Consider the following 21,419-nt stretch of genomic DNA (forward strand, 5'->3'; position numbering starts at 1 on the left):
ACCCTTAGTTTTGCGCCGCTTGCCGAGTAAAGGTACTGATTCCTTGCTTCGGCTACAGGGCTTTTTATATCCATGCGCTGTGGTAAATTTAGCGAATTATATTCTATTCCCCAAATGCCTTTGTGAGAATCTGAGATCATTGCCCCATTTCGATTATAGGTATATAATCCGTTGCCAGCCGCATAATCTTTAAAGTCTGCAGATGTACTTAATAGCACATTGTCAGCATCATCTGTTACATTTGTCAATTGGTTGCCGTTGTAAGTCATTGTCAGGTTGTCGATCGGGCCATAAGCTGCTGCCGTCGTCTTGCCATAGCGGTCGAGAGTGAGCATATTACCATGCTTGTCGTAGCTATATGAAGTACTGAAATTACCCTGTCCCGAATAGGCGGCCGCTGTCAGGCGCGACAGGTTATCGTACTCGAAGGCGTAGCTTCGCTGCGGCTTATCTTGTGTTTGCCATTCTATAGCGGATATATTGCCTCCATATTGAGGCGTGTTATCGCCGTTGCTCTCATTATAGTATAGCTGTTGGCTAAAGTGTGGGCTGGCGATAGAGGTAGTCCACGAACGGATGTTGTATTGGTAGGTAACTGTGATACCTTCCCCTAAAGGTTGTCCTAATTCATCACCATCATTATTGCCATTGTCGCCATCTCCACTATCATCGCCCTCGTCGCCACTTCCACTATCATCGCCACCATCACCATCATTGCCGCCGGGAGGAGTGGTCTGCTGCATTTTTCGGATGGTGACATGGTTTTGCGATGCGTTACTTTCGGTTACCAAGTAATATTTTCCGGCAGCCAGTTCAGCCGTCAGTTCCAGGTCTCCAGTATTTATCTGTTCTTTGTTGACATTGAGCAGGAAAATCCGGGAATCCGAGTTTATTTGCACTGGCGTAGTATCCGCTTCCAGAGTAAATTCATAGACTACATTGCGCCCACCATTTGGGATATAGGCGGCAATATACTCATCGAGCCTGTTTGCCCATATATCCGGGTCTTCTTCGGGATATAGGATATGGTTAAGGGGGGCGTTATTATGATAGAAACCAATGTAATTGCTCATATCAGGAACGGTATTTTCATAACTGAACTCGCCTGTAAGGCTGCCAACATTGATTGGTATATTATAGTAGAATCCCTCTTTCAAGGGAATAACCAGATTGGAAATATCTGTCATCCCTGCTACTGTCGATTTACTCTTCGAGGCTCCTAGTATCAATGTCTCAATGCGTCCATATGGTGTTCCGGCATTACTGGCTTTTGCACCCCAGATATATAGATAGTATTCACCAGCAGGCAAGTCTTCCACATAGAAACTTTCCATGGCTCCTTTGGCCCTGTAATCGGAAAAGCCTTCTTCCGACCCAAATAGGATTTCATTTATCAAATCGTAATCGTGATAGTCGTAACAGTCCTTGCTTGGGAGTACTTCTCCTGCTGGCCCATACAAACAAAATAAATTCCGATAGACCTCTGTTTGAGGAAGAAGATTGTTGATAAGAATATCCATTGTTTCTGTGAGATAGAAAGAAATAGTGATATTATCGCCATTTATAGCATTTCCCCGTTCATCTTCTGCGCAGCGACAATCAGGCGCACCTTCGCCAGCTCCACAATAACATGGCGGGTATTGTATATCGTGTAATATAAAGGAGTCGCCAAGAAATCCATAGGTAGGCATACTGATAAAGTCATCCTCCTGGCTCATCGTTGCTGCCATCGGGCGTATTACCGAGCGTGTAAGTGCTTTTTTTGCCGGTTCGGAATATTCTATGCCGTATTTATCCTTTATATAGGCTTTATGCCGGGGATTGATTGTTTGTGCATTACTGTACACTACCCCCAGTAGTAAGAGGCAGGTTATGATTATCGGTTGTTTTAATATGATTGTTTTCATAGAATAATACTTTATGGGTTGGTCGCTTTCTGATACACCTTGCGGCTTGTGGATGACAATCTGCCTAGTTCGTCGTAATGGTTTTTTGTTGCCATTATGCGATTGCTGTCGTTCAGCCGGTGACGGGTTTCTGTTAAGCGTCCGGCATGGTCGTAGGTGTAGGTGTATTCTTCTTTTATTGTACCAGTTCCATCGTTGTGTATATGCATTTTCTTTATGGGTTGCCCGGTAAAGTTATAGGCAATATATTCGACTTCGGTACCGCCTAGATGGTTGTTTGATTTAGTCTGAACTAATCGTCCTCGGATATCATAATACATTACCGAATACAGATATTCAGGCATTCCGACATTGTCAGCATCAAGTTGAACTATCATGTTGCCAGTTAGCATTCCTTTGGCATTATCATAATGTGTCCCATATCCCGGTTTAGGTGTATAATCAGCATTATTTATCCCATTAATATCTAAGAAATTGTAATTGTCATAAAAATTGACCTGCAATACTACCGGTTCTACAAGCTCAATTCCTAAGATGTTATAGCCTTTATATATACCATTCGAGCTTTCTGTCTCTACCTTTACAACCAAATCTTCGAGTGGTTTATCTTCATAATACAATTCATTTTTGCAAACTCCGCTTACAGCGGGCCTGCCAAATACATCGGGTATTGCAAAAGCCCATTCATTATTAAGCCTTTGCTCACCATCCTGACTGAAAATAAGATTGTCGGCATTATCATAGACATAATGTATCCAATCACAGCCCGGTAGGCGTTTAGCTATGCACCGTTGGCGGTGATCGTATTTGTAGAGATAAGCATATTCTTTTAGTTCATCAGAAGTATAGTCACTAAAATTTGATATATTAGCAGTTAGAGGGGGAAGTACATAACATAGATTGCCAAAATCGTCGTAGACATAGTAGGTATCATAAAGGTCTCCATTATTTATTTGACGGGTAAGCACTATCTGCCCCTTCTTATCTTTAAATTCGTAAGAGATATTTTCGCCTTCTCCGGTTGTTTTCTCAACGAATAGTTCCCCATTTGCATAATACATATCTTCTTGGTCTCTACTTCTGGACAAGGAAGTATAATATCCACCATCGAACACTTCATAATGGTAACATTTTAAGTATTTATTTGAATTATTATTTGTCAGGTAACTTATTTTTACTGTTTTATTGTTATCCTTCCATTTTTTACCAGGCCCATATTGTTGAAGGGGTCGATTCAACGGAGAATCTTCATAAATAATTTGTGAATATGCATTTAAGTCCTCATATTGACCTCTGGCAAATTCAGAAATATTTTGATTTGATATAGATGCCCCATTATTTCCTGAAAGACTTACTGGCAACCATTGTTTCGATTCCCGGCCAAATACATCGTATTCAATTGAGGAAATGAGGTCTCCGCCTGAAGGTGTTGCATTCATTTGTATACTCTGGAATGGCCTTCCCAATCCATCATAGTATTCTAATGTATTTATGACTTGTGTAAATGATGGAGTTGTAGTAGATGATATAGCTGTTTTGGGAACCTGTTTATGAATATAATTATGACTCTGACTCGGCCCAAATGTATTACCCGTTATTTTTATATTTATTTCTCCGTTTTCTTCAATGCCCTCGGATACAATGTAGTAAGTACCTGGCAGAAGATTTCTGACAGATAACTGTTTTGACGTTTCAGAGTTTTCCTTTAATAATTGTCCTGTTTCGGATAAAAGCCATATTTTAGTCTGAAATTCAGCCTGATGAGTAATCACAATATCCATTGCATTACCTATTGTAATAGAATGATAGATATCATTTGTTTCAAATCCGGAATACTCATCTGTATATGACATTGTGTTTTTTAAATCTGAGAATGTAAATTTTGTATCATAATCCCCAATAAAAATTGGATTTTGTATGCTATTACCAACAGAACCACTTACCTTTCCTTCTATCGAAGTAATTATATGTTGGTCAGGTGTTCCCGTTTCCTGAGTCCATACAAAATATTTTCCAGGGGGCAATTCCATAATATTTAATATTGCCTTATCTTTCCCATTTCCAGAAGTGGAGATATAATCTTGATACAATATCTTACCATTAGGTAAAAGAAGATATACAGTAGAGTTCGTATCATAATCATCCATATAGGATGTTATATTTATATCCATTATTTTATGTATGGTAAACTCATAAAAAACATCCTGAGTAGTCTTTACTGAATCACTATAATAAAAATCAGAATTGAAATTACCTAAAGTATATGGACCAAGATGCATAAAATAAGGTTCTTCATTTTGGCACCCGCATATCCCATTATAAAAACTATTGTTCAACTCTCCTTCAAATGTACCGGAAATTCGGGAAGATGCCTTTCCTTCTATCTTGGTGGTAATTTCTAAATTACTTGAAGAATTTTTATCCGTCCAGACATAATACTTACCCGGTGATAAATTTTTCACTTCAATGTGGGCTTCTCTGACATATTCGACTAATGCTTTATAAGTTTGCATTTCATATAAAACTTCACCTTCATCTGTGAGCAGACATATTTTGGTGTCAATTTCCAAATCATTTACGAAGTTTGAAATTCTGATATCCATATATTTTTGAATTTTAAATTCATAAAACACATTTATACCAATTTCTTCCGAATGCCTATATGAAAAGTCAGAAGAATACGAACCTCCATTAATCGGTCCTATATAATTATTCTCACAATTACAGATTGAACTATAAAAACTAGCAGGTAATTCACTATTTTGGCTTTTTATAGACCTATTCAGTAAATAGTTAAAAAAAAGCAAGAGCCTCTTTTGTGTTCATGCAATTTTTGTTAGTTGTAACCTGTTTTATCTTTATCCTCCTTCTATATTTGTTTTTTGATTTCAGCTTTTCCCCTTTTTTCTGTTTTTACGACATAACTTTGGCTTGCCGACTTAATAAATCCGGCTGACATAACAAGCTATGTTGTTTCTATTTTAAGCTGTGTCTTTCATTTTGCAGCTGTTCATTTTTGGGATCATTCTTACCGCATTGGCTGTATGAATCCCAAAGAATATCCAAAGAATTTCTGTCTGCTTGGTACGTGCCTTAATCTTCCTTAAAGAATAAAAGTTTTTCTCCGTCCCAAAACTCCCTTCCATACGGGTAGCCCTTTCTTTCGACAAGATAGATCTCATCGCTTTAGCCTGCTCCTCCAATTTCCCGGCTTTTCCCTTACGTACAAAGCTGGTGGCAATTTTACGGGAAGAACAAAACTTGCGATTCTTGTTGGTGGCATATATAGAGTCGGCTCCAATCTGTTTAACCCTGTAGTGAAATAATCTTTGCTGCTTATTTACACACTCCACAAGGCGTATTCCTTCATTGAATGCTTCAAAAGAGAGGTGTTCTATAAAGTTGATTCCGTCTACCTGTATGGTGTTTACTTTAGCTCCGAACTCGACAGCTTTGGTTTCTTTTCCTCGAACAATTGGACGGATATAAGATTTGTCTATACTCACAATCTGGTGTTTGACTTTTTTGCCTTCAAAAAACATACGCTGCTGATGATAAACCTGTTTTATGACCGCATAACGTTTAGTGAAGTTCTTGTCGGGATGTACATTGAAAAGAACCTGATCGGTTAAACCTATTAATTTGTTCAACAGATGCAACAAGCTACGCTGAAGTATCCGCCGGTGACTTTTGCGAGGATTACGATTCTTGCTGTAAGAACGATAACGCAAGGCTTGTTTATCATATTTAGTCCGAGGTTTGCGTAAGCCCTGTTCTTTGTAGATGGCACACATATGAGTATGAAGCCAATAGACAGCTTCCCATAAAAGCTTAATATAGGTAGGGTAACGTAAATGGCTTTCGTAACAAGTGGCATCGGTCATTAAAACCGAAAGGTTCTCCATGTAAGGTTTCCAGTACGAAGCCAGGATTTGTTCAAGAGAATCGATGTCCAACAAAGAGGCTATCTCACAGCGAATCTGGCTTACAATTTTGAAATTACGAAGGGGAGTCAGGGGATGAATACGAATACCACAAAATAGCTGGTAATGAATATTACTGTTCAGATCAGCGATAAGCCTGGAATCGGACAGACCTGTGTAGGCCTTTAAAAACATTAGAGCCAGTTTCCCCTCTGCGCTGAAATAGCTACTACGCCCAAGAGGGTGATCTCGCAGTCCCAATGATGCTGCCAGGGATGAAAAGGGAATCGAAGACCAAAGCCTGCCCAACTCGCTGGATGAAAAACTGGAGCGATAATCCGAATAGAAATCAAATTCACTAAAACCTAAAGTCGGTGTTAAATCTGAAAGTTTTTGTATCTTTATCATATCTTTTAGTGTGGATTTACCCCGATTTTGGCCGCGAAACCTTTTTATCGGAGTTTTTTTCTAAAGATACAAAATCCCAACTAATTCATTACGAATTGGTTGGGATTAATTATTTGATTTATGAATAGGCCAAGTTACTAATATTCTTCTTTCAGCCGCCTGAGACGGATTATTATATCAGACTCATCTTTTGACGTAAAGATAAGTAGATCGTCTGTCATCTCTACTACCCATGTACGGACATTCCCCATCCTGTCGGTGACATTTATCTCATCGTTGGTAAGAGTATATATGCCTATAAATTCTTTATTGAACATAGCCCCATCGGCACGCACGCCCATATACAAGGTATCTCTGCCAATAAATAATTCCGGGGTACACAATGTATCGTCGGGCATGACAAACGATGTTTCGCCAGTGCCTTCTATTTCCATAGCCCAACGCCCCATAATGGAATTGCGTTCGCCGCAAGCCATCATCGCCAATATACAAATACAACAAAAAATAAGTTTTTTCATTTATCTATTCCTCTAAAAACCCTTGCAAGATATAAAATATACCTGTATTTTCACTATATTTGAGTAAAATTGTCTATGAACTTATCTTGATTTAAACACCAAGTTGCATAGAGTATGCCAACATTGAGTGTGTATCAAAAGCATTTTTAGTTACTATTACCAATCATCTATGCAGCAAAAAAGCAGACTATTAAGGCCTATTTGGCGATTTTTATCATATAACTGGATATTCGGGGTATTCCTTATTTTACTGTTTGGTATCCCCCGTTTTATCCTTGTATTACAGGCCAATTCTTCGGGAGGCGGCTATGGCATGGTATCGCTTGTATTTGTTGCAATGTGGTTTACACCCTTCATCCTGCTATCTAAAACAGGCAGGCAATATATAGGCATAAGGAAACCTACAAACTACAAATGGCTGCTCTACTCCTTTATTGCAGGGGCCTTGTTTTGCACCATAACATTTGCCCTTACATGGCTTATATATGGTGATACCATAGACAACAGCTTTGTTTATATAGCCAAATCGTACACGGTTCCGCACGAAGAATTGGAGGCAAACCGCTTTGCCTTCTTCCTCACATTCGCTATTTCGGGCATGATATTCAGCCCCATCGGCGAAGAGTTATTCTTCAGGGGAATTGTCCACGGCTGCTTTGCGGAGAAATTAGGCGAACGGAAAGCTTCTGTTGTAGACAGCCTGGCTTTTGCACTCACCCACCTGGCTCACTTCGGTATAGTCTTTTATGCTGGAAAATGGGAATTATTGATACTTCCTGCTACATTGTGGGTAGTAAGCATGTTTGTTCTCAGCCAGATATTCTTTTATTGCAAACAGAAAAGCGGGTCGGTACTGGGGGCGATTACCAGCCATGCCGGCTACAATTTTGCAATGATATATCTTATATTTTATTATATCTTTTAGAAGCTACAAGCCCCCCCTCTCCCTCATATTCGGGCTTACTGCTTATCTCTTTCAAACAACCTATTCGACATTATATACACCAAACTGAATATAATGGCATTCATAGGTAGCCAGAAACGCAAAGAGACCGGACTGGCAAATACTGTTGCCCCATAATAAAATAAGGCTGTTATTATTATTATCCAGAATATTTGCTTTTGTGCCTGGTCGAACCAGACAAGCTTCTTTCTTTTCAAAAATGAAAATATACCCAAGACGAATATTAGCGGCCACAGTATCAGGTAAGAAACCGACGAAGCTTCGGCTAAAAAATCTTTATAAATATCATATTTCGCGTCCATTGCCGTTTCTTTCGGTATTTTGTACCACTCGAATATATCGTCTACATTTATAGGCGTATATCCACCTATTATTTCTTTGCTGGTAGTATAGAAAATGCTCCTGGCATTGGGCAGGTAATAATATCTTACAAACTCTAGCGGATAACGCTTAATCAGGTATTGCCCGTAATCTTTATAGGTGGTATTCCCCAACCTGACCCATGCTATAGGATAGGGTTGCTTTGTATGCTGTATATATGCAAAAAGGTATTGTTTGAGAGGCAAATCGTTTATCCACATAAACGAAGCCGACACATCTGCACCTTGTTTTGTACGCTCGGATATGGCATCTTTTTGCACTACAACAAAACTATGCAATCCAGCCAATTCATTGTTGGCTATTCTCTCCGGCTTCAGGTCGATATAAGGAATGATGTGCATTGCATTGTTCGCCAATTGCCAGCCGTCGAACCCGGTGGAAAACTGGTTGAACCCGGTTGTTTTCTTCATATCCGATTTCACCTGATTATAGAAAGCAAACGTGACAACCATTATTCCTGCAATGCCTATCCAACGCATTTTCCCTTTCAGAAGGAAGAAACAGGCTATAAACATCACCGGGAATATTATTGCCAGGTAGCGTATTTGCAAGCAGAAGTACAACGCCAGCAACAGAACACCAAGGGCAACCCAACTGTTTTTCGCTTTGATGAGGTAAAATAATGCAGCCAACATGAAATAGATCATAATAGCAAACAACATGTCGCTCATTATGGCATTCGACATATAGAATGAAATGGGGCTGAATACAAATATGAATAATAATATATACCAAAGTATTCTATTTGCAGGCGTATATATATACTTTACAACAAGGGCAAAGGCCGCGCACGACACAAAATAAAGGACTATCTGCGACACGAATATGGCATGGACACTCGACGAAAACGTATGTACTATCTGCAAAAAAGCTGAATAACCAAAAGGGCGGTAGAAGGTAAACATATCGTCTACTGCAGCACTTACATATGTGCCCGAATCGGATATGGTGGCCGGAAACGGATAACAGATTTTCAAAGCAATATAACCGATAAGGCAGCTAACTGCCAGTATAATCCAGTCTATCCACTGCTCTTTCGCTTTTATAAAAGAAAAAAAAGAGGTATTCGCTTCGGTGTTTTTCTTCGCCATGCTCTTATAGTATATTAAAAAAAGAAGTACAGGTATTGCCAACCTGTACTTCATGGTATTCAGTTATTTACTTTACACTCTTTATCCACTCGCGTGCATTGACAAATGCTTCCATCCAAGGTGTAAAATCGTCTTTACGGTGTTCGAACGGATAATAGGCACATTGCCAAGGGAACAGCGAACGCTCGAGGTGAGGCATGATAGCCAGGTGGCGGCCATCGGACGAGACAACCCCTGCTATATCGAAGTCGGAACCGTTCGGGTTGCCCGGATATTCACTGTAGATATATTTAGCAACGACATTGTATTCCGATTCTGCTTTCGGCATAGAGAACCGTCCTTCGCCATGCGCTACCCAGATACCTATTTTGCTACCAGAGAGAGAACCGAACATTACCGATTGGTTCTGAGGTATTTCCACACTTATATATGTGGACTCGAATTTATGCGAACTATTGTGTTCCATCTTCGGTTTCTCATCGTGCTCGGGATAAACAAGCCCGAGTTCCATCATCAACTGGCAACCGTTGCATACGCCAAGGCTCAGAGTATCTTTGCGTTCGTAGTACTTACGAAGCGTTTCTTTTGCCTTTTCGTTGTACATAAAGCTTCCTGCCCATCCTTTAGCCGAGCCTAGCACATCGGAATTGGAGAAACCTCCGCAGAATACAATCAGGTTGACATCTTCCAGCGTTTCGCGTCCCGATGCAAGGTCTGTCATATGTACATCTTTAACATCGAATCCGGCAAGATAAAGCGAATATGCCATCTCACGCTCTCCGTTTGTTCCTTTCTCGCGGATAATGGCTGCCTTTATTCCTGTACGTTCTTTCCTGTTCGCGTCTATTCCGTATTGTGAAAACCGGCCTGTAAACGAAGGATTGAATTTGAACTGGAGCGGCTGTTTCTTATAGTTCTCAAAACGTTTTGCAGCAAGCGCTTCGGTACTTTGCTTTTTATCGAGCAGGTATGACGGTTCGAACCATACATCGCGCAGTTCGTCAACATTAAATTCCTGAACGAACTCGTCTTTCCTGATTATCAGCTTACGCTCTTCTACCGGACGCGCCACTATTGCAAATCCGATACCATGGTCGTCAAGTATCTTCTCTACCAGATGATGGTGTTTCACTTGGATAAGGACACCCGGATTCTCGGAGAATAATATCTTAACAAGGTCGGTATGATGCAGTTTGTCCAGACGGGCTTCGAGTCCACCCTGAGGATTTGCAAAACACATTTCGAGCATTGCAGTAACAAGCCCTCCGGCAGATATATCGTGTCCGGCAAGGATCAGTCCACGGTCAATCAATTCCTGCACGGCAGTAAATGCGTTCTTGAAGTATTCCGTATCTTTTACGGTTGGCACTTCTTCACCCAATTTACTCATTGTCTGGGCAAAAGCCGAACCTCCAAGTTTGAATGTATCGAATGAGAAGTCGATATAATACAGGTAAGTACCTTTTATATAAGCCAATACCGGCGAAACGATCTTGCGGATATTCTTCACCTCTCCGGCTGCCGATACTATCAACGTACCCGGCGAATAGACCTTATCGTCGCCATATTTCTGAGTCATGGAAAGCGAGTCTTTTCCTGTCGGTATATTTATACCTAGTTCGCAGGCAAACTCAGAGCAAGCTTCTACAGCCTTATACAGCCTTGCATCTTCGCCCGGATTCTTACAAGGCCACATCCAGTTGGCGCTCAACGATATACCTTTCAACCCATCGGTTATAGGTGCAAAAATAATGTTGGTCAGAGCTTCGGCTATCGACAACACAGAACCCGCAGCCGGGTCTACCATTGCTGCCTGTGGCGCGTGCCCGATAGAGGTGGCAATACCTGCTTTCCCTTTATAATCGAGCGCAACCGCACCTAAGTCGCTTAGTGGCAATTGTATTTCTCCTTGAGTTTGCTGGCGGGCTACTTTACCTGTTACCGAACGGTCTACTTTGTTCGTAAGCCAGTCTTTACAGGCTACAGCCTCCAGTTGCAATACATTCTTTATATATTCTTCCAGTTTCGACAAATCATATTCAGGATTTACAAAAGCTTCCTCTATGGTCGAATCCTCCATAATGGTTTTCGGAGCTTTTCCGAAGAAGTCTTCCAGTTTGAGGTCGATAGGGCGTTTGCCGTCAGCTTGTTCGAAAACGAACTTCATATCGTCGGTTGTTTCGCCAACAACATACATCGGCGAACGTTCGCGCTCGGCTATACGCTTAATTTTTTCTTCTGCTTCGGCAGGAATCAGCAAACCCATACGCTCCTGGCTTTCGTTCCCGACTATCTCTTTCGACGACAAGGTAGGGTCGCCCACCGGCAACTTCGATACATCTATTTTTCCACCGGTAGCCTCTACCAATTCCGACAAACAGTTAAGGTGTCCCCCTGCTCCGTGGTCGTGGATAGATACTATCGGATTGTCGTTCGATTCTGCCAATGCACGGATTACGTTTGCCGTACGTTTTTGCATCTCCGGGTTGGCACGTTGTACGGCGTTCAACTCTATACCGCTGGAGTATTGGCCTGTATCTACGGATGATACTGCGCCTCCTCCCATACCGATACGGTAGTTGTCGCCACCAAGTATCACTACTTTTTCGCCCGGTTTAGGATCGCCTTTCAGGGCATCGCGCTTATTGGCATAGCCTACCCCTCCGGCAAGCATTATTACTTTGTCGTATGCAAATTTCTTCCTGTTTTCTTCGTGCTCGAATGTAAGCAACGAACCACAGATAAGCGGTTGCCCGAATTTATTTCCAAAGTCGGAAGCTCCGTTCGATGCTTTGATAAGTATTTCCTCCGGTGTTTGATAAAGCCACGGACGCTCTGCCATTGTTTCTTCCCACGGCCTTCCGGCTTTTGTGCGGGGATATGATGTCATATAAACGGCCGTTCCTGCGATGGGCAAAGATGCTTTACCTCCGCCGAGACGGTCGCGGATCTCTCCACCCGAACCGGTAGCAGCCCCATTGAATGGTTCTACCGTGGTTGGGAAATTATGTGTTTCTGCTTTTAGCGAAATTACCGATTTTATAGGTTTTACATTAAAGAAACTTGGTTTGTCGGTTTCTTCGGGAGCAAATTGTTCTATTTCGGGCCCCAGGTTAAATGCCACATTGTCTTTATAGGCAGAAACCAGCTTGTTTGGATTTGTTTGCGAAGTTTTCTTTATCAGTTTAAACAAGGAGCTTTCTTTTTCTTCGCCATCTATTATGAATGTACCGTTGAATATTTTGTGACGGCAATGTTCTGAATTTACCTGCGAAAAACCGAAAACCTCACTATCTGTAAGTTTTCTTCCCAATCGCTCGCTTACGGCATTCAGATATTCTATTTCGTCTTCGCTCAGGGCCAGCCCTTCTTGTATATTATATGCTTCTATATCTTCTATTTCGAGAATAGGATCGGGCATTTTATTTATTGTAAATACCTCTTGTGTCACCCCATCGTATATGCGTTGCAACATCGGGTCGTGACTGGCATCGTTACTGTCTACCGAAAAAAATTCTTCGATACGTATAATGCCTTCAACTCCCATATTCTGGGCAATTTCTACTGCATTGGTACTCCACGGGGTAATCATTTCGCGGCGTGGGCCAACGAAAAAACCGGATATTTTATCGGTTTCGAGCAAGGCTGCTCCACTAAAAGCCCACGAAAGGCGTTGGATGTGATCGTCGGTAAGTGTTGAGTTTGTTTGAACGGCAATAATGTCCTTCGAAGGGGTTTGAAAGAAAGAAATCATACTTTTTTTTCAAATTAATGGGTGACTATTTTTATAGCACTGCAAAGGTAGTGAAAAGTACTCATTTAGTAAAATAGCAAATAAGAAAAACATTTGACTCTGTTAATTTTCAAATAAAAATGCCCTTGTATAATACAAGAGCATTTTTCATTATACTTTTATTGATCCTTATTTTGAGATGATAAAAAAGATAAGCTACATCTCCATCGAAAAGGTATTACACAAAGACATCATCATATCCAACCGGTTTACATTGTCTATTTCAAAAAAGTCGGGAGAGATGAAGCGGTAAACGTAGTCGGGAATCAGCCTGTTGCGTTTCGAGAAGGTCTTTCCGGTATAACCGGATTTACGACTGTCGCCGATAAGTATATTTCCATCTTTGTCTTTAGAGTAGGTTTTGATAATGGAAACACTCTTTTTTATGACTTTGTCTATTTTATTTTTAGAAAAATAGATGACAAATGAAATATCCTGTACATTGTCATCGTTGACCACTATAAAGCCCAGAGATGCTTGTCCGGGTTTCTTCATAGCGTAGTCATATATAAATATTTCTTCTTCTGAAGATCTATTACCGCCTTGAGCTGTGATTGTGAAGCCTGTTAGCAGTAATATCATTAAAATTACAGATCTCACCTTGATTTCCATAATATATAAATAATGGTAACTACTTCGAGGAGGAATATACAGAATACGATATTACTTGTGTTAGGCATACCCAGAAATCTGAAATATAAACCAAGACTTAGTGTAATAAATAGAATTATAATGCTTGTGATGTACTTCATTCTATATGTTTCCAACTCGCTTTTCGGGGTGCAAGTTACGAAGTTTTTTTAATATACAATTATTTTTTTGTTAAAAATGTATCACTCAATCATTTCCAGCAATTGCAGCATTCCCGTATTCGAGGCTCTTTGAATATTCGACTCGCGGTATTTGCCAAAGCTGTATTTTCGCGCAACCTGCCTGCCTCCCCAGATTGTACATATCCATACAGTACCCACAGGCTTTTCATCCGTTCCCCCATCGGGTCCGGCAATGCCGGTAGTGGCTATTGCACAATCGGCTCCTGTAACTTCGCGTACGCCTTGCGCCATTTCTATTGCAACGGCTTCGCTCACTGCGCCATACCTGTCGAGCGATTGTTGCGAAACACGAAGAACGCCAATCTTCACCTCATTAGCATAAGAAACAACCGACCCTTTGAAATAATGGGACGAACCGGAAACAGAGGTTATGAGCCGGGCAATATTTCCTCCTGTACAACTTTCGGCCGTAGCCAGAGACAACCCTTTTTCAAACAGCCGCTCTCCCAGCAATCTTTCGGGCGTCAAGTCCTTTCTGGCAATAATAGCGTCACCCAACAGGCCGTCCAACTTCTCTGCCTGTTCATTCAACTCGTCCAGACGATGCTCTCCACGGACAAACAGACGGAGTTTCATCAGCCCCAACGATGGCAAATAAGCCAAGCCAAAACCTTGAGGGAGGGAATCTTCGAAACCGGCTATATACATTGCCAATGCCGATTCGGTATAACCCTTGACTAAATAAATACGTTTGAGATATGCTTCGGGGGCATATTTTTCCTGCAAGCGGGGAATAATCTCATGCTCCATCACATACTTCATTTCGTGGGGTACACCGGGCATAGACACCAGCACCTTACCCCGATGATCGAACCACGTGATTGGGGCAGTCCCTACCCTATTCTGTATTATGGTGGCAGCCTTTGGCACATAGGCCTGATTGCGAGTCAGTTCGTTGAGCGAGGTAAAATGAGAAACAACATTGTGTATATTTTCGAGGACTGTATCGTCGAATACAAGTTCCGTACCGAAATAATCGCTCAACGTCTTTTTTGTTATATCATCTTTGGTTGGCCCCAAGCCTCCGGTCATCAGGATAACATCTACCCGGCCAATAACCTCGCCTATCGTATTTTTTATCTGGTCTGCATCGTCGCCTATCGACTGCATTTCCTCTACTTCGAAGCCTGCTTCGGTCAGGCGTTGTGCCATCCATGCCGAATTGGTATCTACTATTTGCCCGATAAGAATTTCGTCCCCAATAGTTATTATTGCCGCTTTCATATCTTTATTTTTTGCTTATTATGTTTTGTGAGGATGCAAATTTACGAATATTTCGACTGTCTTTTTCTTTCCTGCCGCATTATTATATATATGTACCCAAAAACTTTATGTTCCTGCGGAATAAGTCTGTATCTTTGCTATCCGAGTAACAGAGAAATGACTCTAAACGAAACGATAACAAATGAACTAAAGCAACATGAAATAGAGTTTATTCTCTTTGTTGATATCTCCGGTTTGGCAAACAGGCGTACAGCGCGAAGAAATAATTGATGTCGATAAATGCACCACTTGTCTGAAATGTATGGTGCATTGCCCATGGACACAACGATATATGAAAAAAGAATTATAAGTAAAAACAACATGAACAAAAAAGAAGTAATTTTCGTACTCTTAAATGAGTTTGCCGATTGGGAAGGTGCTTATATCTCAACCAGTCTGAATATAGGCGTTAAACCCGGAGGACCAATCAAATACACCGTGAAAACAATGGCTATCACAAAGGAGCCTATCATGTCCATTGGTGGATTCAAAGTGTTACCCGATTACGACATCAATGATATGCCGGCCAACTATGCCGGACTGGTGTTGATTGGCGGTATGCGTTGGTTCTCGCCCGAAGCGGCACAAATTGTTCCGCTCGTAGAGAAGGCTATTAAAGAGAATAAATTAGTTGCCGGAATATGCAATGCCTCGGTATTTCTCGGAGCATGTGGCATCCTCAACAACGTGAAGCATACAAGCAACGGACTGGACTACCTGAAACAATATGCCGGAGAAAAATATACAGGCGAAGCCAACTATATCAACAAACAAGCCGTGAGAGACGGCAACATTGTTACAGCCAACGGCACTGCACCATTGGATTTCTGCCGTGAAATCTTGTACGCCTTAGATGCAGATACGCCCGAAATTATAGAAGAGAGTTACCAATATTACACCAATGGACTTTCGCCGAAATAATATGTATGTATAAAGAATATCCGCCCGATCTACGCCTACAGCATTTGATAGAAACCTATTGGGTTGCCGATGGATTGGTTGAGAATCCGCTTACACAGCGTATTCTCCCCGATGGTTGTGTGGATATTATCTTTGATTTCGGAAGTAACAATCCAGCCGGATTACCTAAGCTTGTCGGCACGATGACCTCTTTGTTGGAAATATCCTATCAGCCGGGGCAGGTGCAAATGATGGGAATCCGCTTTGCTCCGGCAGGGATTACCGCATTTACCCGCATACCTGTTTTCGGCATTACCAACAGGAATATAGAACTCCCACTCGCCGAAACTCTGTTTGATAAAAGCTTCTATGAGCAATTGCCCGACATGGGGTGTATGCAGGATCGGATTGCTTATATCGATGCGTATTTTCTTGCACGTATGCACAAGTTATATCTGCCTGACAGGCAAATCGGGCATGCCGTTTCTCTTATTCAAAGCAATAATGGACATGTATCTGTCAGTAAAATAGCCGGAGAGGTATGCCTGTCCGAACGGCAATTCGAACGTAGATTCAAAACAACCATCGGTATAACGCCCAAAGTATTCAGTAACATCATGCGTTTCCGGTCTGTCCGCCGTTATATAGAAACCCATCCGGATGAGAGCATGTACGAAATAGCCATTGCTTGCGGATATCACGATCATTCACACATGAATAAAGAGTTTCAGCGATTGGGAAGTCTCTCTCCGTCGGAACATACAGCGTAGAATGTCGTTTTTTTACACGAAACACTCCAAACAGATATTGTATTTTTGTACTTAAAAATATGAAAGCTATGGAATATCAAACCTTATCTCCCAATATTGGCGTAAAGAGCGTCGATGAAACAGTACAGTTTTATACCGAAACATTAGGTTTCAATCTTATTATGAGTGTTCCCGCTCCAGCCGGAGGTTTGCAATGGGCAATGGTTGCTAATGGCGGAGCAACAATTATGTTTCAGGAAATGGGTAACTTAATCGAAGAATATCCGCAGTTAGCCGGTCGTATGGTGTTGGGGGCAATGACCTTTTATGTAAAGATGAAAGGCATGCAAACACTGTACGAAAAGCTTCAGGGAACAGAATATATCGCCAAAGAAATGCATAAAACATTCTATGGTGCGGATGAGTTTGCCTTCTTCGATAATAACGGGCATATTCTGACGGTAACGGAAGATACAAATCAATAACAAAACAGATATGAAATTCAGTAACGTAAGACTATTAGTAAAAGACTATCGAAAATGTTTCGATTTTTACACCCACGGGCTTGGTTTGGAGGCTGCCTGGGATGTTGAAGAATGCTATGGCAGCTTCAAAGTAGCCGACGGAATAGAAGGACTTGCCATATTCACGTCCGACTATATGGCACCTGCTGTTGGTAACGCTGACAAAACACAACCCATAGGTTATCGCGAAAAGTCGATGATATCTTTTGAAGTTGATAATGTAGATGAAACTTATCAAGCTCTTTCGGCAAAAGGACTTAAATTCATAAATAAACCAACGGATATGCCCGGTTGGGGAATGCGTGTTGTCCACCTGTACGACCCGGAAGAGAACCTGATAGAATTGTATACTCCGCTGAAATAATCTCATGTCTATAGATAAAATTCATATATCATTAAAGCCTCTCTCTAAAGAAGACATCCCGCTATTTGAAGAATGGCTCAACAAAGCCTATATCTACGAAAGATTGTGTCCTGATGGAGAAGAACAACGGTCGGCTTGGTTAGAAGAAGTCAATAACAAAGACGGCAAGTACAATTTCCTAACCCACTTTATCGTCTACCACAACGACCGTAAAATAGGCTATTGCCTTTATGCCGATTGCTTCTATTTGAAAGATATTGAAGAAGAAGGACATGATTTCGAAGACTTGTATGGAGACGTAACAGAGAAAAACCATACCTTTGAAATTGGTTACCTGATTGGCGAAGAGGAGTACTTGAATAAAGGTATCAGCAAAATCGTTATCCAGCAGTTAGAAGAAAGAATCATTGCATTGGGTGGACGTGAGATAGCGGCAGACCCTTCTGAAGAAAACACCTTCTCAATAAAGGCACTATTAAGTAATGGATTTATGAAAAAGAAAGACGGAGATTATAGAAAAGACATCTTATCAGCAAATGATGAGAGTATTAAAGCTAAAATCATTAGCTTAGAGAAACAAGCATTAGCGCTCTGGAACGATGGAAACCCCGATGGTTTTTTAGAATTGACATCTGAGGACGTTGTGTATATCGACCCTGCCTTCGAGCGCAAACTGGAAGGTAAGAAAGCGCTGGAAGATTACTACAACACGGTTAGAGGCAAGATTAAAATCGACCAATACGAAATAATCAACCCCACGGTGCAGCTATCAGCAAATGTTGCTGTGCTGACATACAATTATGTCGTTCAAAGAGATGGGCTGATATTTAGAATGAGCTGTACGGAAGTCTATAAATTAGATATTGCTAATCAGTGGAAAATTATACATACGCATTGGTCTTTCAATAAGTAAATAAATGAGTTATATTGAAGCGACTGTCTCACAATGATGAGATGGCCTCTATCCAGCTATAAAAAGCTCATATACAACGTTGCCACTTCATAAAGTTCGTGGAATTGATTTTCTCCAGCTTTGAACTATGTCATAACGATAGAATCAAAAGCTATCTGGGAATTGCAAGTGAAACTTACTATTAGTTAAGCCTGAAAGTAATTGGTAGGGAAAAATAAACCCGCACATTTTTACCCCTCAATTTTCCGGCATTCCATTTCGGCATAGCTTTTACTACGCGGATAGCCTCTTCGTCGAGATGTGGATTTACTTTCCTTGTTGCTTCTACATCGCTGATAGAACCATCCTTATTGATTATAAAGCGTAGGCTAACACGCCCCTCTATCCCTTCAGAAGCAGCTTCTTGCGGATATCGCAGGTTTGCAGCAATAAACTGATGCATCTCAGCTACTCCACCCACAAACTCTGGCATTTGTTCTACAACATGATAAATTATAGAATTATCCTCAGCTGTCACTTTCTCAATATCTTCTGCGATAACCTTCTCTATAACAACCTGTCCCTTAAACATAGTCGTGTCCATGGCTACTATTACTCCCGCTATAGCTTCTTCTGCGATATCACCCATAACACCTTCTGCGATAGCATCCTCTGCAACAACCTGTTCTTCAAACACAGTCATATCTATAGCAGCCTCTTCTACGGCCATTACAACATCTTCCCCTACAGGTATCTGTTCTTCAAATCTATAACCGTCGGGGAACTTTCCGAAGTACATATTGATTGCTATCTCCTGTATTTCTTCTGCAGACTTTTCTATCTCCGGCCAACGATCGTACACGCGCCAAAGATTGTTTGCCGTGTTCGAACTCAGGATCAGTTTTCCTTCATTGTTGAAACTGAATTTAGCTGCTTCCTTAAATTTTGTTTTATAATATATGCTGTCACCATCTACTTTGTATTCGCCCATATTATCGCCGTCAATAGTAAGGGTGTTGTTATCTGAAAAGAAAAAAACAAACCCCATGCTTTTTTGCAACATACGTTTAAATTCTTTTTCTATAAGATTTGTAGTCGCTTCGGTGTTGGTTTTTATGTTTGTATCAAAACTTTCGAGTAGCCAATATCCTTTGATGTTTTGTGCCGATATACAAAAACTGATTAACAGCCCGCAGGCAAGAAGTATTAGTTTGTTCATTTTGAAGTAATAATGTGATTTAAACAGGTGCTTAATTTATCTCTGTGTAAATATGATAACGAATCCATCTCAAAGATATAAAGAATAGCATTTAAGGCATTTCATTTATCCTAATTTTTTTTTAAATTTGTACGTAAGGAAAAAACTTAACAGGAAATCACTATGAAGAAAATTACATTAATTTTACTCTTTCTTTGCGCAGCCTTTGCGCTGAATGCCCAGCAAAAACAGTCGGCTCTGGTCGGAATTGCAAAATTTACAGGTTCGTCGGTAACAGAACAAGTACCCTGCTCGTACAAATCTATTGCCCAATTTACCGAAAACGGCTATGCGATAGCCAATAAAGCAGGTAAGGTTGGGATTATCGACAATACGGGGGCTTTGATTGTCCCTATTATCTATGACAAGATTTACCAGTTCGATTCCGAATCTCTGCTAGCGGTTACCCAAACAGGCAAGCAATGCAAGGTGGTAGGTAAGGGCGGCAAGACTATATTGCCATTGATACCCATTATGGGAAATGGAAGTTCGGCATACACGCTCTATCCTTCCGAAAAACTGATAACAGGAATAAAATCGGGTGTATATGTCTATAAATATACAGGCGAACAGTTTAAACCGACAGGCTTCGAAGGAGTATACTTCGTCCGCAATGGCATGGTTGGCGTGCGCCGGAAAGCAAACGGCAAATCGCAGTTTGGCGTCTACAATTCCTCAACAGGAGCGCTTATCCTGCCTTTCAGCAGCTTGTATAGCAGCATAGAATCGAAAAAAGGATTTAAAGATGCGATTATTGTGTCAAAAGGAGGTAATTATTCATCTAAATCAGGCTTGATAAATAAACAGGGTAAACTTATCGTAAACTACATCTATACCGAGCCTTATATGTGGGATGAGGGGGGCGCATTGCTAAGCCTTTATAAACAGCATGTAATGGGACAAAATGGTGCTATCGACGATAAAGGAAAAGTAGTAATACCATTCCAATTTAATACTATTCGCTACCATAGCGATGATGCCTATAAAGTGCAGGCTAAAAACGAAAAGTATGGATTATATAACGAAAAAGGCGAAATCGTAGTACCATGCAATTATGACGATATAGCCCAATACAGTCCTAAATGGGGAGTTACTATCGTGAAGAAAGGAGATAAGTTCTTTGTTTTTGCCAATGCCGGTACGGAACTGACAGCCAAAGGTATGGAACTTACCGAACAAGGCTATGATAAGATAGGCGGTTTCAATACCAATGGCTTCTCTCCTGCCATTCGCAATAGCAAAGCAGGACTTGTAGATAAAGACGGGCGCGAGGTAATCCCTTTCAACTACGAAGACATAGGATATCCCGATTCGGGAGCGATTCCGATTAAAAATAATGGGACATGGAGCCTCTATTCGCAAAGCGAGAAGCCACAAAAATTGATTGCCGGTGATTTTCAGTCTGTTTTCAATATCAACAACGGCCTGTTTGGCGTAGTGCAGAATAATAAGGTGGCGATAGTAAACAGCAAGGGCGAATTTCTGACAAAACATATTTACACCAATGTACTCCCTATGGTGCAAGGTAGCGACGCTATACGTGTAGTCAAATAATATAAACCGAGAAATAATAAGCAAGCCGGGGGATATTAATATTTTCGCCGGCTTATTTTTTGTAAATAGCGAAAGCAAACATTCTTTTTATATATTT

16 protein-coding genes and 2 pseudogenes are annotated in these 21,419 nt (G+C 41.0%); 9 read left to right on the top strand and 9 right to left on the bottom strand.

Going from position 1 to position 21,419, the window contains the following annotated elements:
• The 4 genes and pseudogenes from D0T57_RS13545 to D0T57_RS13560 form a co-directional block, all read right to left on the bottom strand.
• Nucleotides 1-1,907: pseudogene (locus D0T57_RS13545) on the bottom strand (hypothetical protein); the annotation flags it as partial.
• Nucleotides 1,908-1,918: 11 nt separating this feature from the next.
• The gene (locus D0T57_RS13550; RefSeq protein ID WP_163274023.1) at nucleotides 1,919-4,510 is read right to left on the bottom strand and encodes a DUF6443 domain-containing protein; all 2,592 of its coding nucleotides are present in this window, start codon (nucleotides 4,508-4,510) and stop codon (nucleotides 1,919-1,921) included.
• Between the two features lie 378 nt (nucleotides 4,511-4,888).
• A complete protein-coding gene (locus tag D0T57_RS13555) occupies nucleotides 4,889-6,238 on the bottom strand; it encodes a transposase (RefSeq protein WP_163274024.1) in 1,350 nt (449 codons plus the stop codon).
• Nucleotides 6,239-6,375: 137 nt separating this feature from the next.
• Nucleotides 6,376-6,756: a hypothetical protein gene (locus D0T57_RS13560; protein WP_163274025.1), complete on the bottom strand. Its 381-nt coding sequence runs from the start codon at nucleotides 6,754-6,756 to the stop codon at nucleotides 6,376-6,378.
• A 169-nt stretch (nucleotides 6,757-6,925) separates the two neighbouring features.
• Between D0T57_RS13560 and D0T57_RS13565 the strand changes: the two genes are divergently transcribed.
• Nucleotides 6,926-7,681, top strand: coding sequence for a CPBP family intramembrane glutamic endopeptidase (locus D0T57_RS13565; RefSeq protein WP_163274026.1), 756 nt, complete (start codon nucleotides 6,926-6,928; stop codon nucleotides 7,679-7,681).
• A 35-nt stretch (nucleotides 7,682-7,716) separates the two neighbouring features.
• Here the strand turns inward: D0T57_RS13565 and D0T57_RS13570 are convergent, their stop codons facing one another.
• The 4 genes from D0T57_RS13570 to D0T57_RS13585 form a co-directional block, all read right to left on the bottom strand.
• A complete protein-coding gene (locus tag D0T57_RS13570) occupies nucleotides 7,717-9,192 on the bottom strand; it encodes a hypothetical protein (protein WP_163274027.1) in 1,476 nt (491 codons plus the stop codon).
• Nucleotides 9,193-9,259: 67 nt separating this feature from the next.
• Entirely contained in the window at nucleotides 9,260-12,946 is a 3,687-nt protein-coding gene (purL, locus tag D0T57_RS13575) for a phosphoribosylformylglycinamidine synthase (RefSeq protein ID WP_163274028.1), read from the bottom strand.
• A 195-nt stretch (nucleotides 12,947-13,141) separates the two neighbouring features.
• Complete coding sequence (locus D0T57_RS13580; RefSeq protein WP_221412309.1) at nucleotides 13,142-13,567, bottom strand: hypothetical protein; 426 nt, start codon at nucleotides 13,565-13,567, stop codon at nucleotides 13,142-13,144.
• A gap of 251 nt (nucleotides 13,568-13,818) precedes the next feature.
• A complete protein-coding gene (locus D0T57_RS13585; RefSeq protein WP_163274030.1) occupies nucleotides 13,819-15,042 on the bottom strand; it encodes a CinA family nicotinamide mononucleotide deamidase-related protein in 1,224 nt (407 codons plus the stop codon).
• Between the two features lie 220 nt (nucleotides 15,043-15,262).
• Here D0T57_RS13585 and D0T57_RS13590 point away from each other — a divergent pair, with 220 nt between their 5' ends.
• The 7 genes and pseudogenes from D0T57_RS13590 (at nucleotide 15,263) to D0T57_RS15695 (ending at nucleotide 18,531) form a co-directional block, all read left to right on the top strand.
• The gene (locus D0T57_RS13590; protein ID WP_255490599.1) at nucleotides 15,263-15,391 is read left to right on the top strand and encodes a 4Fe-4S dicluster domain-containing protein; all 129 of its coding nucleotides are present in this window, start codon (nucleotides 15,263-15,265) and stop codon (nucleotides 15,389-15,391) included.
• An 11-nt stretch (nucleotides 15,392-15,402) separates the two neighbouring features.
• The gene (locus tag D0T57_RS13595) at nucleotides 15,403-16,002 is read left to right on the top strand and encodes a type 1 glutamine amidotransferase family protein (protein ID WP_163274032.1); all 600 of its coding nucleotides are present in this window, start codon (nucleotides 15,403-15,405) and stop codon (nucleotides 16,000-16,002) included.
• A 5-nt stretch (nucleotides 16,003-16,007) separates the two neighbouring features.
• Entirely contained in the window at nucleotides 16,008-16,751 is a 744-nt protein-coding gene (locus D0T57_RS13600; protein WP_163274033.1) for a helix-turn-helix domain-containing protein, read from the top strand.
• 59 nt (nucleotides 16,752-16,810) lie between these two features.
• Complete coding sequence (locus D0T57_RS13605) at nucleotides 16,811-17,215, top strand: glyoxalase/bleomycin resistance/extradiol dioxygenase family protein (protein ID WP_163274034.1); 405 nt, start codon at nucleotides 16,811-16,813, stop codon at nucleotides 17,213-17,215.
• Between the two features lie 10 nt (nucleotides 17,216-17,225).
• A complete protein-coding gene (locus D0T57_RS13610; protein ID WP_163274035.1) occupies nucleotides 17,226-17,618 on the top strand; it encodes a VOC family protein in 393 nt (130 codons plus the stop codon).
• A gap of 4 nt (nucleotides 17,619-17,622) precedes the next feature.
• Nucleotides 17,623-18,144: pseudogene (locus tag D0T57_RS15625) on the top strand (GNAT family N-acetyltransferase); the annotation flags it as partial.
• Nucleotides 18,145-18,180: 36 nt separating this feature from the next.
• Nucleotides 18,181-18,531: a DUF4440 domain-containing protein gene (locus D0T57_RS15695; protein WP_368666930.1), complete on the top strand. Its 351-nt coding sequence runs from the start codon at nucleotides 18,181-18,183 to the stop codon at nucleotides 18,529-18,531.
• 181 nt (nucleotides 18,532-18,712) lie between these two features.
• On the opposite strand, the gene D0T57_RS13620 is transcribed toward D0T57_RS15695, so the two are convergent.
• Complete coding sequence (locus D0T57_RS13620; protein ID WP_255490600.1) at nucleotides 18,713-19,729, bottom strand: energy transducer TonB; 1,017 nt, start codon at nucleotides 19,727-19,729, stop codon at nucleotides 18,713-18,715.
• Nucleotides 19,730-19,891: 162 nt separating this feature from the next.
• On the opposite strand from D0T57_RS13620, the gene D0T57_RS13625 reads away from it, so the two are divergent.
• A complete protein-coding gene (locus D0T57_RS13625; protein ID WP_163274037.1) occupies nucleotides 19,892-21,322 on the top strand; it encodes a WG repeat-containing protein in 1,431 nt (476 codons plus the stop codon).
• Nucleotides 21,323-21,419: the final 97 nt, after the last annotated feature.

This window comes from Dysgonomonas sp. 511, assembly GCF_010501105.1.
Lineage (GTDB): Bacteria > Bacteroidota > Bacteroidia > Bacteroidales > Dysgonomonadaceae > Dysgonomonas.